8 protein-coding genes and 1 pseudogene are annotated in these 15,034 nt (G+C 69.6%); 5 read left to right on the forward strand and 4 right to left on the reverse strand.

Annotation, left to right across the window (positions count from 1 at the left end):
- Window positions 1–69: 69 nt before the first annotated feature.
- From ABT137_RS24165 to araD, 4 genes are all read left to right on the forward strand, one after another.
- A complete protein-coding gene (locus tag ABT137_RS24165) occupies window positions 70–1,140 on the forward strand; it encodes a LacI family DNA-binding transcriptional regulator (protein ID WP_351712147.1) in 1,071 nt (356 codons plus the stop codon).
- Between the two features lie 953 nt (window positions 1,141–2,093).
- Window positions 2,094–3,776, forward strand: coding sequence for a ribulokinase (araB, locus tag ABT137_RS24170; protein WP_351712149.1), 1,683 nt, complete (start codon window positions 2,094–2,096; stop codon window positions 3,774–3,776).
- Window positions 3,777–3,826: 50 nt separating this feature from the next.
- Window positions 3,827–5,344, forward strand: coding sequence for an L-arabinose isomerase (gene araA / locus ABT137_RS24175; RefSeq protein WP_351712151.1), 1,518 nt, complete (start codon window positions 3,827–3,829; stop codon window positions 5,342–5,344).
- 29 nt (window positions 5,345–5,373) lie between these two features.
- Window positions 5,374–6,099 carry an L-ribulose-5-phosphate 4-epimerase AraD gene (gene araD / locus ABT137_RS24180; protein WP_351712153.1) on the forward strand — a complete coding sequence of 242 codons (726 nt, stop codon included), beginning with the start codon at window positions 5,374–5,376 and terminating at the stop codon, window positions 6,097–6,099.
- 552 nt (window positions 6,100–6,651) lie between these two features.
- Here araD and ABT137_RS24185 read toward each other — a convergent pair.
- Window positions 6,652–10,395, reverse strand: coding sequence for an nSTAND1 domain-containing NTPase (locus ABT137_RS24185; RefSeq protein ID WP_351712155.1), 3,744 nt, complete (start codon window positions 10,393–10,395; stop codon window positions 6,652–6,654).
- Between the two features lie 146 nt (window positions 10,396–10,541).
- Window positions 10,542–11,924: a hypothetical protein gene (locus ABT137_RS24190; protein WP_351712157.1), complete on the reverse strand. Its 1,383-nt coding sequence runs from the start codon at window positions 11,922–11,924 to the stop codon at window positions 10,542–10,544.
- Window positions 11,925–12,601: 677 nt separating this feature from the next.
- On the opposite strand from ABT137_RS24190, the pseudogene ABT137_RS24195 reads away from it, so the two are divergent.
- Window positions 12,602–12,773 (forward strand): annotated as a pseudogene (locus ABT137_RS24195) (salicylaldehyde dehydrogenase); the annotation flags it as partial.
- 105 nt (window positions 12,774–12,878) lie between these two features.
- Here the strand turns inward: ABT137_RS24195 and ABT137_RS24200 are convergent.
- The gene (locus tag ABT137_RS24200) at window positions 12,879–14,591 is read right to left on the reverse strand and encodes an FAD-dependent monooxygenase (protein WP_351712159.1); all 1,713 of its coding nucleotides are present in this window, start codon (window positions 14,589–14,591) and stop codon (window positions 12,879–12,881) included.
- A 101-nt stretch (window positions 14,592–14,692) separates the two neighbouring features.
- The gene (locus ABT137_RS24205; protein ID WP_351712161.1) at window positions 14,693–15,034 is read right to left on the reverse strand and encodes a DoxX family protein; all 342 of its coding nucleotides are present in this window, start codon (window positions 15,032–15,034) and stop codon (window positions 14,693–14,695) included.

The raw sequence follows: 15,034 nt of genomic DNA on the forward strand, positions 1-15,034 counted from the left end.
CGCCCCGAGGAAGTAACGCCGTGGTTGCACCCACTTGACGCCTGTGTTGTGACCGCTCACAATCCTGACATGTCTGTGACCGGTCACACAAGCTTCGGAGCCCACGCCGACCCCCCGGGGAGCCAGCAGAAGCCCGCCAGCATCCGCGACGTCGCCCAGGAGGCCGGCGTCTCCTACCAGACCGTTTCGAGGGTCATCAACGGCCATCCGAACGTCAAGGAGGAGACCCGCCACCGGGTCGAGGAAGCCATCGACCGGCTCGGCTTCCGGCGCAACGCCACCGCGTTCGCCCTGGCCAGCGGTGTCACCAAGTCGGTCACGGTACTGACCTCCAACACCGTCCTCCACGGCTACGCAGCAACCCTGCAGGGGCTGGAGGAGGCCGCCCGCGCCGCGGGGTACTCGGTCGGCGTCCGGGTGCTCACACCCGAGGACGACCTGGACCGCACGGTCGCCGAGGCCACTGCGGCCGGCGGTGGGATCATGGTCATCGGCTTCGACCGGCTCGGAGCGGCGGCCCTGGACAGCATTCCACCCAACGTGCCCTGCGCCGCGGCGGTCGAGGCACCGCCGCCGGGCCGGACACCCTCCCGTCCGGCGGTGTGGGTCGACGACCGTACGGCGGCCCGCACGACGACCGAGTACCTGCTGGGACTCGGGCATGCCACGGTGCACTATGTGGCGATCCCGGCGTCCACGGGCTCCGGGCGCTCGCCGTCACCGCGTGCCGAGGGCTGGCGCCAGGCCCTGAGGGCAGCGGGAGTCACCCCGCCGTCGCCCACGGGCAAGGGCTGGGACTGCCAGGCCGGCTACGACGCCGGACGCAGACTCGCCCGCGATCCGGGCGTCACGGCAATCCTGTGCGGCAACGACGACCTGGCGCTGGGCGTGCTGCGTGCCCTGCACCACGCCGGGCGGGCCGTGCCGGGCGACGTAAGCGTCGTCGGCTTCGACGACGCCCCGCACTCCGGATTCGTCACCCCCTCCCTCACCACGGTCCGCATGGACTTCCAAGGGCTGGGCCGCGCCGCCTTCGAGCTCCTCCGCGGCCAACTGGAGTCCGACTACCAACCGCAGGAACCGAAGCTCGTCGGTCCCGATCTCATCCGGCGCGAGAGCTCGGGGGTCCGGGACGCATGACCCGGACTCATCCCTGCCCCCGCTTCGCCCTGGCCATCACCCGCCGCACACCACAGCGCCACCGCCTCTTGTACGCCTGAGGACAGTTCCATGCGAATACGCGCTTCCTCCACCGTCGTCATCCGTGCCCTCGCCCCGGGCGCCACGGCAGCGGTCGCACCTCCGGTCCCGGCACGCTCGCCTCCCCGAAGGAATCACTGAGCCCGACGGCGAGCCTAAGGGGGGGTCGCCCGAGGACGTGGGCGGCGGCAGCGTCCGCTGCCGCCGCCCACGAAGAGCACCGGCGTCACGTACCGCAATGGGCAGAGGGGCCAGCCACAGTCAGCCGCCGGGTCATCCCGTAGCCGTGACCGGTTGCGCCGGCGGCCACGCCCGGCGCGGTGTCGTCGCCGGCACCTGCGACAGTCCCGCGCACACGAGCCCCGGGGCGCGACTCCCCGCGCGCCCCGGTCCCCCACTTCCGGCTGCCACGCATGTTCGTCCCACAGCACGTGGGAGGCGGAGGACGCACATGCTGCGAACGGACCACGGGTCCACCCGCATACCGCGTCCCGCAGAGGCCACCGGACCACCCGTCCACGACGAGATCCAGCCGAGCATGCCAGGCGCCCGGCACGGATCCCCGACCCCGGTTCCCCGCTGAACCTGTCATGCCCGCTCCACGGTGTGCGCGTCGTGCCCTGCCACCCGACGCGTACACCGTGGCCCCAACCAAGCGCGCGAGGTCGCGCTCGGCAAGGCTGGCCGCACCTGAGGCCGCCCGCCGGCCAACTCCCCGGAGTACGTCCCCGGCACCTGCCGTCCCGCGGTGGCGCCGACCCACCGATCGTCCGGCTGCCGTCACCGAGGCCAGGCCGGCTCGGAAAGCAGACGAGGAAGCACTCTTCCCTCATTCGCGCGCCCGAACCATGAACGAAATACCGAAAGCGAACTACTGAAAGGAACGGCCTCTCGTGCCGAACGTCGAACGCAGCGCGCCCCCGCACCCAGACCTTTGCGTCGTCGGAGTCGACTACGGCACGCTCTCCGGGCGGGCCGTGGTGGTCCGGGTCCGCGACGGCGCGGAACTGGGCAGCGCCGAACACCCGTACGCCCATGCGGTCCTGGACCGTGAATTGCCCGACGGTACCGGGTTGCCCCCCGACTGGGCCCTGCAGGTACCCGACGACTACCTCGACGTGCTGCGCCGGGCGGTGCCCGAGGCTCTCGCCCGCGCCGGGGTGTCGTCGGACCGGGTGATCGGCATCGGCACGGACTTCACCGCGTGCACCGTCCTCCCGGTGCTGGCCGACGGCACCCCGCTGTGCGACCTGCCCGAGTACGCCGGCCGCCCGCACGCCTACGTCAAGCTGTGGCGCCACCACGCCGCGCAGGGCCAGGCCGACCGGATCAACGCGCTGGCCGCCGAACGCAAGGAGCCGTGGCTGGAGCGGTACGGCGGAAAGATCTCCTCGGAGTGGGAGTTCGCGAAGGCACTGCAACTCCTGGAGGAGGACCCGGAGATCTACGCCCGCACGGAGCGGTGGGTGGAGGCGGCCGACTGGATCGTGTGGCGGCTGTGCGGCACGTACGTCCGCAACGCCTGCACCGCCGGCTACAAGGGCCAGTACCAGAACGGCGCCTACCCCAGCCGCGACTACTTGTCCGCCCTCCACTCCGGCTTCGCCGACTTCGTCACCGACAAGCTGGACCAACGGATCGCTCAGCTCGGTGCCCCTGCCGGGATCCTGACGGCGGAGGCGGCAGCCTGGACGGGCCTGCCCGAGGGCATCACGGTCTGTGTGGGCAATGTCGACGCCCACGTGACGGCGCCGGCGGCGGCAGCGGTGGAACCGGGTCAGATGGTCGCCATCATGGGCACCTCCACCTGCCACGTGATGAGCTCCGACCAGCTGGGCACGGTGCCGGGCATGTGCGGGATCGTCGACGGCGGCATCCTGCCAGGTCTGTGGGGCTACGAGGCCGGGCAGAGCGGTGTGGGCGACATCTTCGCCTGGTTCGTCCGTAACGGCTTTCCCGCGGAGTACGCCGAGAAGGCCGCGGCCCTCGGGCAGAGCCCGCACGAGTACCTGACCGACCTGGCGGCACGTCAGCAGGTCGGTGAGCACGGGCTGATCGCGCTGGACTGGCACAGTGGCAACCGCTCGGTCCTGGTCGACCACGACCTCAGCGGCGTCCTGGTCGGACAGACCCTCTCCACCCGCCCGGAGGACATCTACCGGGCCCTGCTGGAGGCCACCGCGTTCGGCACCCGCACCATCATCGATGCCTTCGAGGCGGCCTCCGTGCCCGTCGAGGAACTGATCATCGCCGGCGGTCTGACAAAGAACGCCCTGCTCATGCAGATCTACGCGGACGTCACCCGCCGTCCGCTGGGTGTCATCGGCTCCGCCCAGGGCCCGGCTCTGGGCGCCGCCATGCACGCCGCGGTCGCGGCCGGCGCGTATCCCGACATCCGGGCCGCCGCGCACGCCATGGGCCAGGTCCACCGCGGTGTCTACCAGCCCGACCCCGAGCGCGCCGAGGCCTACGAGCGGCTCTACGCCGAGTACCGGTTGCTGCACGACTACTTCGGCCGCGGCGCCAACGACGTGATGCACCGGCTGCGCCGTATCCGGGCCGAGGCGACCTCCTGACCAGCCACACCCTGCCCTTCGCTCCCCAGCCCCTGAAAGGGAACAGCTCCATGACCACGCCCACCCAGCCCGATCCGAAACGGGAGATCTGGTTCCTGACCGGCAGTCAGGGCCTCTACGGCGAAGACACCCTGCGACAGGTCGCCCATCAGTCCCAGCGGACTGCCGAACGCCTCGACGCCGCCGCCGAGATCGCCCTCCCCATTGTGTGGAAGCCGGTCCTCACCGACGCCGAGTCCATCCGCCGTGTGTGCCAGGAAGCCTCGGCCACCGACGACTGCGCCGGTGTGATCATCTGGATGCACACCTTCTCGCCGGCCAAGATGTGGATCGCCGGGCTGAGCGCCCTCGACCGGCCCGTGCTCCATCTGCACACCCAGTACAACCTGTCGCTGCCCTGGACGAGTATCGACATGGAGTTCATGAACCTCAACCAGGCCGCCCACGGCGACCGCGAGTTCGCCCACATCGAGTCACGCCTCGGCGTCGTCCGCAAGATCGTCGCAGGCCATGCCACCGAGCCCCGGGTCGTCAATCGGGTTGCATCATGGTCCCGGGCCGCCGCCGGCGCCCACGCGGCTCGCACTCTGAGGCTGGCGCGCTTCGGTGACAACATGCGGGACGTCGCGGTGACCGAGGGCGACAAGGTCGAGGCGCAGCTGCGATTCGGTTTCTCCGTGAACACCTACGGGGTCAACGACCTGGTCGCGGCTGTCGACGCGGTCGAGGACAAGACGATCACCGAGCTCGCCGCGGTCTACGTCGACGAGTACGACATACATCCCGCCCTACGCCCGGACGGCATCCGCCACGACTCACTGCGCTACGCCGCCCGCCTGGAACTCGGACTGCGCGCCTTCCTGGGCGAGGGCGGCTTCACCGCCTTCACGACCAACTTCGAGGACCTGGGCGGGTTGCGCCAGCTGCCGGGCATCGCCGTCCAGCGTCTGATGGCCGATGGCTACGGCTTCGGGGGCGAGGGTGACTGGAAGACCTCCGCGCTGCTGCGCACGATGAAGGTCATGGGCGCAGGGCTGCCCGGCGGCACCAGTTTCATGGAGGACTACACCTACCACCTCGGCCCGGGCGAGCCGCGCATCCTCGGCGCCCACATGCTGGAGGTCTGCCCCTCCATCGCGGCCGACCGCCCCTCCTGCGAGATCCACCCCCTGTCCATCGGCGGCCGCGAGGACCCCGTCCGCCTGGTCTTCGACGCCGCCCCCGGCCCCGCCGTGGTCGTCGGCCTCTCCGACCTCGGCGACCGCTTCCGCCTCACCGCCAACACGGTGGAGGTGGTGCCTGCTCCCCAGCCACTGCGCCGGCTGCCGGTGGCCAGGGCCGTGTGGAAGCCGTACCCCTCACTCGCGGAGTCGGCCGAGAGCTGGCTGCTCGCCGGTGCCCCGCACCACACCGTGCTCAGTTCCGCCGTCGGCGTCGACACGCTCACCGACTTCGCCGCCATGACCGGCGTCGAACTGCTGACCATCGACGAGAACACCACCACCGAGCAGTTCACCAAGGAAATCCGCTGGAACGCCGCCTACCACCGGCTCTCCCAGGCCCTGTGAAGCACCACCGCTACGAAGGAGAACGAAACATGACCGCCACTGTCCGCGACGGCCTGCGGCAGGAGGTACTGGAGGCGAACCTCGCGATCCCTCAGGTCGGCCTCGCCACGTTGACCTGGGGAAACGTGAGCGGTATCGACCGGGAGGCAGGGCTCTTCGTCATCAAGCCCTCCGGTGTCCCCTACGAGGACCTCACCATCGACCACCTGGTGACGGTACGCCTGGCCGACGGCGCCGTGGTCGAGGGGGACCTGCGCCCGTCCACCGACACCGAGACCCATCGCTGCCTCTACCTGGCGTTCCCGTCCATCGGTGGCGTCACCCACACCCATTCCACCTACGCCGTGGCCTTCGCCCAGGCCCGCCGCGAGATCCCCGTCCTCGGCACCACCCACGCCGACACCTTCAACGGCCCGATCCCCTGCACCCCCGACCTCACGCCGGAGCAGTGCGCACAGGACTACGAATACAACACCGGCCGCGTCATCGTCGACATGCTCGAAGAGAACAACCAGAAGGCGCTGGAGGTCCCCGCCGCCCTGGTCGCCAACCACGGTCCCTTCACCTGGGGGGCGACCGCCCGTAAATCCCTCGAACACGCCATCATCTGCGAGGCCGTGGCCGACATCGCCATCCAGACGCTGACCCTGGTCCCGGCAGGTCCGCCGCCCCGTCATCTGCTGGACCGGCACTACACACGCAAGCACGGCCCGGGCGCCTACTACGGCAACCCGGACCCGGCGGTCTCCGGATAACTTCGGGTTGCCCATGCGGGGTTCGTCAACACCTGACGGCGGTTCGAGGGTCACGGCATGTGGCGTCCGAAGGCATCGCAGAGAGCACGTCGGCTCGTTGTCCGGCGAGGCGCAGGAAGGCCTGGGTGCGGTGCTGTCCTCGAGCGATTTTCTCGCCGTGGGACCCGCGAGTGCGGGCCGAACGGCGCCTGGGCCAAGCGGCGGCCGACTATGGCGGCGGGTGGAAGCCCATCGACGATCTGATGGTTCTCGCCTACGACCACTATGTGATGGAGCGGATGACTCTGCCGCACGCCCCCGTGCTGGTGAGTATGTTCGCCGAGCCAAGGCGCTTGACGGGCGTCGTGTCCCGGTGGCGGACTGTCGGACCCGTTCCAGGGGCAGGGTGTCATCGGTACTTCCGGGGCACCTGAGCCCGGACAACCGCACCGACGGTGAGACCTGCTGGTCAGGCAGCACTACCGGATCAGGAGGTCCGTGGGACCGGGCTCAGGTCTCGCCTGTCGGCTGTCGGTTCACAGTGCCCCGGCGTGATCGACACAGGACAGTAGGTCATCCGCTCCGGGCGGACGGGGGGCAGAGCTTGCGGTAAGGCGCGTCAGGGATGGCGGCGTGCCACTCGGTCGGCGTGAGAGCGGACTTCGTGGCCGTGCAGATGAACTCCGCAATGGAGTCTGGAGTGATGGGATAGCGCTGGAGCGAGGCGTGGAGGCTACTGGCGTACAGGGCCTCGCTGTCAGGGGCGAAGGAGAGGGAGATGATGCTCTCGCCGAGGCTGACCAGGTTGGTCCCCAGCGGCTCGTCGCCGGTGGTGTCCCAGAGTTGGATGCTGCCGAAGCGGCCTCCGACCGCGAGGGTGGTGCCGTCGGGGCTGAAGCTGAGAGCGCTGACCGCCTCTGCCGGCTCGCCCACGGGGGCGGGGAAGGTGCTCGGCAGGGTGCCGATGCTGTGGCGAGCGTCGCTGTCCCAGAGGGTGACGCGCCCGGACGCGTCGCCCACTGCCAGCTTGCTGCCGTCCGCGTCGAAGGCGAGGGCCGTCACCTCTTCACCCCGACCTAGGGCGCGAAAGGCTGTTCGCCCGACCGGGAGTTCGGCAGTCCCGTCGGCGCCGACGAGCAGCCGCCCGTCGGGTCTGATCGTCGGGGAGGCGGTGTCCAGGCCCGGTAGGACGGCAGTTCTACGGCCACGCTCGGTTTCCCAGACCTCACCGTAGCGGCCGCTATCGTCCATGCGTGTGGTCAGCAACATCGTGCCCCCGGGGCTGAGCGCGACTCCCGTGACCGCGGGGGCCGGCCGCGGTGCGACGTCAACGACAGCCTGTTGGCGTGCCTGTGGGACGTCCCAGAGGGTGAACGTTTGCCGCGCCGCCGTACGACCGGGGGCAGTGATGCCGTATGTGAAGGTCTTGCCATCCGGACTGAAGCCCATGACGGCGGTCATGCCCCCGGGGGCGACCGGCCCGGAGCCGACGGCGGGCGGGGACGGGGCGGGGAGCGTGTGCGCCGGCTGCCCGCCGCCAATGTCTCGCAGTTGGACGACATAGTGGTCACCGGTGCCCACGGCGGTGGCAACCGTGCGGCCGTCCGGGCTGAGCAGGGTGCTGTCCGAAGCCTTGGCATTGCCTGCCGGGGTCAGGCTCGCTGCCAGGTCGAAGGTGTGGACGGTCCCATCCGCGAGGTAGCGGAGCAGGGGGTGGCGGGCGTCCCAGGCGAGGCCGGCCACCTGGTGGCCGGGCACGGAGTGCCGGAAGACGGGCCTGACTGTCGGCAGGTTCCACACGGTGATCTCGTCTGGCCCCGCGGCAGCGAGGAACTCGCCGCCGCCGCCGAACACTATGCGCTCGATGCCGGGAGAGGAGAGGTCGGCGAGCAGTCGGCCCGAGGTCAGGTCCCACACCCGCACGCCGTTGTCGGACACGGCGGCGAGCCGCTTGCCGGCGGGGTCGAACGCAAGTTGTGAGCCGGCGTCGCCGCAGGTGTTCCCACCCGTGCTCGTCCAAGCACCCGGGACTGGGTGGTTGCCGCCGAGGTCCTGGACGACGAGTGAGCCACCGGCGAGGCATGCGGCCACCAGCCGATTCCCGGGACCGACGGTCACGTTCGCCGGGCTGTCCGCCGCCGCCTGGTACAGCAATCGGCCATCCGACACGGCGCGTACCTGGACCTGGGACCGGCCGACGGCGCTTACCAGGTAGCTCGCTCCGGAGGCGGGAAAGCCGGGCAGGTAGGAGTCCTTGGACAGCTCGTTCACGGATCCCGTCCAGACATGGGTACGTGTGTCCCACAGCCGCCAGCCGGTGCCGCTGTCGAGGGCGACCACACGGCCGTCGGGGTCAGCGGCCAACACGGTGCCGGGCAATCGCCCCGAGGCACGCTCGGCGTGTGTGGCCACGTCCCAGGTATGCCACGACCTGTCGCGCACACTGAGCAGCGTCCCGCCGGACTCGACGAGGAACCGCCGGCTCCCGACGCCTGCCCCGGGGTCACTGAAGGCGTCCGACTCGCGCTGCGTGAGGGCACCGAACAGAGCGGCTCGTGCTTCGGGTATCGGCGCGATCCGCCAGGCGGCAAGGCTGAGGAGCAGGGCGGTTCGGGGGTCGGTGGTCCGGGCTGCGGCGGCCAGTTCGGCGACCCGAACGGCGGTGGCCGCGCTCTTATCCCGTTCAGTGGTGAGGTGCTGTTGCCAGGCGACCATACTGACGATCAGGGCGATCGCCAGCATGGCTGAGAATGCGGCGACCAGGCGCCGTGTCCGCGTCCTGGCACGGGCGGTGGTGCGTTGCTCAGCCGCGCGGGCATCGAGGGCTGCGGTGAGATAGGCCTTCTCGACCGGACAGAGGTCGTGGTCCCGGTCAGACGGCAGAAGGATCTTCGCGACCGGCTCCAGCTGGTCCCCCGTGTACAGGGCGCCTGGGTCGCGTCCCATGTCGTGCCACGTCCGTGCGGCATCGGTGAGCCGCTGGCGCAGGCTGAGCCGCTCACGGTCCTCGTCGATCCAGCGTTGCAGTCGGGGCCAGCCGGTGATCAGGGCCTCGTGCGCCAGTTGCACCGTGTCGCCGTCGATGGTGAGCAAACGGGCGGCGGCCAGCCGCTCGACCGCCGTGTCCAGCTCGGGGCAGTGCCATGCGTCCAGTTCGGTCCGGCGGGCGGGACGGCTGGTGTCGGGAGCGCCGTCACCCGGGACGATCAGCCGCAGCATCAGGCGGCGGGCGGCGCCCGCCTGGCCGGTGGAAAGCTGCCCGTACACACTCTCGGCTGTGGCGGCGATGGCCCCGGTGATGCCTCCGGCCGCCTCGTACGCCTCCAGAGTGAGCACGCACCCGCGCCGCCGCCTCCAGGTCTCCAGAAGTGCGTGCGAGAACATCGGCAGGGCGCCGGGACGGTCGACGACCTCCTCGACGATGCGGGCGGTCAGCTCCCGTTCGACGCGCAGCCCCGCGGCGGCGGCCGGTCGGGTGACCGCTTCCTGCAGTTCCAGGGTGCTCATCGGTCCCATGAGCAGGCCGGAGCGACTCAGTGCGTCGGCGAGCCCGGGGTGCTCGGCACACCGCGCATAGAAGTCGGCGCGCATGGCGATCACTGCGTGCAGTCGGGATTCCGGCTCCCGCGCGGTGAGCAGCAGGTCGATGAAGCGTGTTCGTTCCTGTTGGTCCGGGCACAGGGTGAACAGTTCCTCGAACTGGTCCACGATCACCCAGCTATCCGGTTCATCCGCTTTGGGTGTCAAGAGGTGGCCGTAACGGGAGACAGGACGTTCTCCCGGCGTGAGAATCCTGATCGCGGCGGGCGTGGCCGCCTCCTGCGCGAGTTCCTGGAGGCGAGGGACGAGGCCCGCGCGCAGGAGTGAGGACTTGCCGCTGCCGGAGGCGCCGAGCAGGGCAGCGAAGCGGTTCTCCCGCACGAGCACGAGGGCGTCCTTCACGAAGCGCTCCCGGCCGAAGAACCCGGCGCGGTCCTGCGGCTCGTAGCGCGCCAGGCCCCGGTAGGGCGCCTGGCTCTCCCGGTCCTGGTGTGCGGCCTCCGGCACGCCCGCGACCGCGTCTGCCGCCGCCTTCCACCGCTGTTCCCATTCCTCGGGATCGGCGCCGCAGACCTCGGCGTACGCCAGCACCACGGCCAGTGAGGGCAGACGGGTGCCGGCCGCCGCCTGGGACAGCGTCGTCACGGAGAACTCGCCACGCTCGGCCATGTCCCGGTAGGAGGGATTCCCCGCGCGCTTGCGAAGCGCACGGAGTTCGTGAGCGAGACGTTGGACCGGCCCCGCAGCGGGATCGATCACCCGTTCGGGCCTTCCCATGACGAACCCTTCATGGCTGACGGTTTCTTCACATTCTCGGCACTATCAGCGACGGCGATGGGTGATCGCAAGAGCCGGATGGGCCGAGGGCCGGTGACATCCGTCACCGGCCCTCGGCTTCATGGGGTCAGAACGCTATGTGCCGGTCAGGCGTTCTCGTAGATGCTCAGGTCGTTCTGCCAGTTGGTGATGGTGTCGGGGTAGACGGTTCCGTCGATGGGCGGAGTGACGATGAACTGGTCGTCCTTGTCGCCTTGGGCGGCGAAGGTCTCGTAGTTCAGGCCGTCGCAGTCGGCCAGCCAGCGGTTGCCGTCGGCGCCTTCGTCCATGCACTCGCCGTTGTAGGCCATCAACTCGTCGCCGTCCATGAAGAACACCTGGTGCGAGTTGGTCGCGTAGTCGCACGTGGCCAGTTCGACCTTGCTGTAGCTGCCCGCGGCGTTGAGGCACTGGTTGCCCTGGGAGATCGCGTAGGCGATGGCGCCGTCGCTGTTGGTGTACCCCAGCTTGGTGATGGTCCACGTGTAGTACTCGTTGCTGCCGCTGCCGGAGTGCAGATCCGTGTGGTCGTAACCGGTGTGACGGGAGTCGTCCACCGCACGGATCTCGACATTGGTGGCCGACTTCGTTGTGGCGGCAGCCTGCACGACGGAGCCGTGGCCGTCGGCGGTGGCGGGACGGACGGAGCCACCGCCGGTGTAGCCGATGCCTGCCACCGGGCTCCACCAACCGGCCGCCACGAGGACGTTGCTGTTGATCCAATCCGCCGCGTTCTGCATGTAGGTGATGAAGCCGGAGCCGAGACCGCCGATCCGGTTCCCCACGGACGTCACGGCCTTGCCGGCCTCGCCCAGCGTGGACGTCACACCCTGCTCGATGTAGTGCTCCGAAAGCGAGTCCAGCCCGGAGAATGTCAGCATCGAGACCATCGCGTCCAGCAGGGCGTAGCCGGCGGTCTTCCAGTCGACGGTTCCGTCGGTCAGGTACTGGAAGACGAAGGACCCGACGAATCCGCCGAGGAACGCGGCGACGCGGACGCCCCACTTGCAGGCGGCCGGAGCGAGGTAGCAGATGATGGTGCTGGCCAGGACGGTAATGGTCGCGTCCACCGCGATCTCGACCGCCCGAGCGCTGATGTAGGACCACACCGTCTGCTGCGCGCCAAGCTTGCCCCTGCAGTCGGCGACCGCCTTCTGCCGGACGGTGCGCAGGGCCGCGGCCTGCTGGACGGTGAGCGTGCGGGGGGCCGCGGCCTGCTGGACAGTGACAGTGGCAGGGCCTGTCTGGGCCGACGGCCCGGGCTTGCCCGGGGGCTGTACGCCGTAGGACGCCTCGATGGAGTCGGCGGACTGGTCGCAGAGCTGTGTGATCGAGACCTTGTGCAGCGTGGCCCTGTGCGTGGGCATCGTCGGGCCGAGCACGGCGGAGGTCAGGGCGAGGGCCAGGATGGCGATCAAGGCCGTCTTCCACAGGGAGATCTTGGTCGGCCCTCTGCGAAGCATCGGGCTCATGCGGATTATGGACTGCACAGCGGCAACTCCTTGTCACAGCCGGGAGGAATGGGCACTCGTGCGGGGGTGCTCCAAGGGATGAGGTCAGATCCTGTTGCGCAAGGAGTTGTTCGGCAACGCCGGACGTGGGGCAAACAATTGCCTCCGCCCAGCGGCTGACCAGGCATTCTCCGGTGGGCGAAGAACATGTGCCGCATGATCCGCCGTGGACCTCCGGCGGCAACGCTGGTGTGGAGCGTGAACCGGAGAATACGACGGCCCATCCGGGAGCGACCGTCGCAATCCGGCGTAGGAACGGAGCCGGCGTCCCACAGACGCCTGCTCTCCCCCAGAGGCAGTGCTCAGCACCTCACGGCCAGAAGCACCAGATGGGTTCCCGCTACGCGCCTGGCGTAGTCGACCGCGCTGCGGGTGGCCGCGAAGTGCAGCTCCACTTTGCGGAAACGGACGACAGCGGAGCGCACATCGGGCCCCTGATGCGGCGTTCAGCGCGAGGCATCCCGCGTGCGGCAGCAGGCCTTGGGCCGCACGGTAGGTAGGCAGGGTGGCGAAACGTAACCATCTGCCCAGCGACCGGACCGACAGCAGAACGACCTCTGCAACACGCCCGAGGCGCTCGCCGAATCAGTCTTCGCCCCATTCATGAACCGCCGATTTCTCGGCATCGTCCTGTCCGTCGTGTCTCTTTCCTGAACGGCGTCCGCCCGGTCGCCGCGCCGCTGGCGGCCGGCCACACGGTGCTCCTCAAGCCCAGCGAAGAAGCTTTGCGGGCCTGCGGGCCGTTCATCGCCGACGTGCTGCGCGACGCCGGGCTGCCGCGCCGACCCCAAGGTACGGACGGTGAACTTCACCGGGTCGACCGACGTCGCCGCGTCATCGGCGCCGGATGAAAACCAAGTACTTGCACAAGAACGCTGACACGCCCGGGATGACTCTCGGGCGAGGCCGTTGATGTCTTTCTGATGCAGCGGCTCAGCTGTGGACTCCCCGGATACGGTCAATCACACGAAGGGGCTCCGCGGGTGGAGCGTCTCCGCGCCAGACGACGTGCTGGTCGGGGCGGACGAGGACCAGGTCCCGCTCGTACAGGGCACGGGCGTGTCCGTCGCGTACGTCGACGACCCCGAGAGGGACGTCTCGTGCGGCGGCGGCGTCGGTGAAGGCACTGACGTCGTGGTCGGCGAATCGCAGCAGGGTGAACCCACGGTGGAAGAGGTCGAACAGGGCACGGCCGTCCTGCAGAAGCACGCTCGGTGGTCTGGCGCCCGGCCAGGTGCTCGGCGTGTACTCAGCCGTCGTCTGAGGCGGAGCCTGGCCACCGGCTTCGTGACACACCGCGGGCGAGGTGTCGTAGCGATAGCCGAGTTCGATGCCGAGGGCCTCGTTCTCCAGGTTTCCCAGGTCGCTGATCTCACGACCGAGCCTTTGGCGGGCGCGTGTCCCGAGCCACCGTTCGCTGCGCGCTGCGGTCCGGTAGGCCGCCTTCACCGCTCCCCGGACGACGCTGTGCCGGACGGCGGCCGCACGGTTGCGCAGCGCCACAGCCCGGCGCTCGTGCTCGTAGGCATGCAGCAATCCGGGCGTCCCCCACCCCTGGACTACCGCGGCCAGCGCCCAGCCGAGTCCGGCGGCGTCGCCGACGCCGGTGTTCATGCCGTAACCGCCGGTGGGGGGCACCTGGTGGACGGCGTCCCCGGCGAGCCAGACCCGGCCGCGACCATAGGAGTCGGCGACGGTGAGCCTCGGCCTCCAGGCGTTGGCGACCAGGACGTGCATTTCGAACCTGCGACCGACGCGGTCGTAGACGAACTCCCGGGGATCGATGCTGTCGGCGTCGGTTCCGACCCCCAAAGGCGCGTGGAGGGTAAAGGTGTCACCGTCGTTCTGTGAGATCAGCGTCCATCCCTCTGGGGACTGGAGGTGCCACACGTTGCCGAAACGGCGGAAGACATCTGTGTCGGGCGTGGTGAAGTGCACCAGGTAGAACCGACCGTCCATGGGCCGTTCCCGGGTGGCTTTGTAGGCCCGCGCCATCGTCGCCACTGTCCTGGGAAGCCCCAGCTCCTTGATGAGCGTCCGCCGCAGGTCGATCTCGTCCAGGCCGATGCCGAGCTGTGCGCGGGTGCGGCTGCCGGCGCCGTCGCATCCGGCCAGGTACTGCGCGCGAACCGTGCGCCGGCGGCCGCCGTCCGCGGAGACCAGCTCGGCCGTGACGCCCTCGGTGTCTTCCTCGAAGCTCTCCAGTGCCCAGCCGTACTCCACCTTCACGTGCTGGGACCGTGCCTTCAGCAGGTCCCGCAGCGCCGGTTCGAGGACCACCTGGGACACCCGCATCCACGGTTCGAGTGGGAGGGTGCCGTCGTTGCGCTCGCGGATCGCCTTACGCGTCTCCTCGACGCTGCCGTACTCGAACGAGGCGAGTTCCCAGCCCACCGCGTCGGTCGCCCATGTGACCTTGGTGCGGTGATCGGCCGGGATGGCGATCTTGCGCAAGTCGTCGGCGACACCCAGGCGGCGGTACAGCTCCATGCTTCGCCCGTTGGTGACATCCATCTTCGGGTGCCGGGTGGTCGAGGCATTGCGCTCCACGAGCAATGCGTCCACGCCGTGGTGTTCCAGTTCCATGGCCAGTGTGAGGCCGACCGGCCCCGCGCCGATCACCAGCACCGACGTGGTTTCTAGCACCGCAGCTCTCGGTCCTTGCCGCCGTCCCGGGGTTGTCTGCTTGGCCATCTTGCGACTCATTTCTTGTGCGGCTCTGTACAGAAGTTGACCAGGGCTGTGGTCTAGAGGAGAACGGTCAGGTAGCCCGCCACCAGGGCGGCCGAGACGATCACCGGTACCAGCGCAGGAGGTCGGTCTCCGGCACGCAGATGTGCCAGGGCAGCACCGGTGAGCAGTAGCAGGAATCCGGCCGCAGCGGCGACGCCCACGCCGGTGACCATCCATCCGACGAACAGGCCGAGCACACCGGCGAGTTCGAGAAGGCCGATGATGCGGTAGCCACCGACGGTGAACCCCACGTGGGCGGCCCGCTCGGCCATCGCAGGAAGGCCGAGGACCTTTCCGGCGCCCAGCAGCACGAACCACACGGCCAGGATCGAGGTGAGGACGAAGAGCGCGATCAT

The organism is Streptomyces sp. NPDC001980, from assembly GCF_040296885.1.
GTDB lineage: Bacteria > Actinomycetota > Actinomycetes > Streptomycetales > Streptomycetaceae > Streptomyces.

Excerpts from the sequence above, each read along its gene's own strand:
- ABT137_RS24165 (WP_351712147.1), top strand. The coding sequence starts at position 70 with ATGTCTGTGACCGGTCACACAAGCTTCGGAGCCCACGCCGACCCCCCG.
- araA (WP_351712151.1), top strand. The coding sequence starts at position 3,827 with ATGACCACGCCCACCCAGCCCGATCCGAAACGGGAGATCTGGTTCCTG.
- araD (WP_351712153.1), top strand. The coding sequence starts at position 5,374 with ATGACCGCCACTGTCCGCGACGGCCTGCGGCAGGAGGTACTGGAGGCG.
- ABT137_RS24185 (WP_351712155.1), bottom strand. The coding sequence starts at position 10,395 with ATGGGAAGGCCCGAACGGGTGATCGATCCCGCTGCGGGGCCGGTCCAA.
- ABT137_RS24205 (WP_351712161.1), bottom strand. The coding sequence starts at position 15,034 with ATGATCGCGCTCTTCGTCCTCACCTCGATCCTGGCCGTGTGGTTCGTG.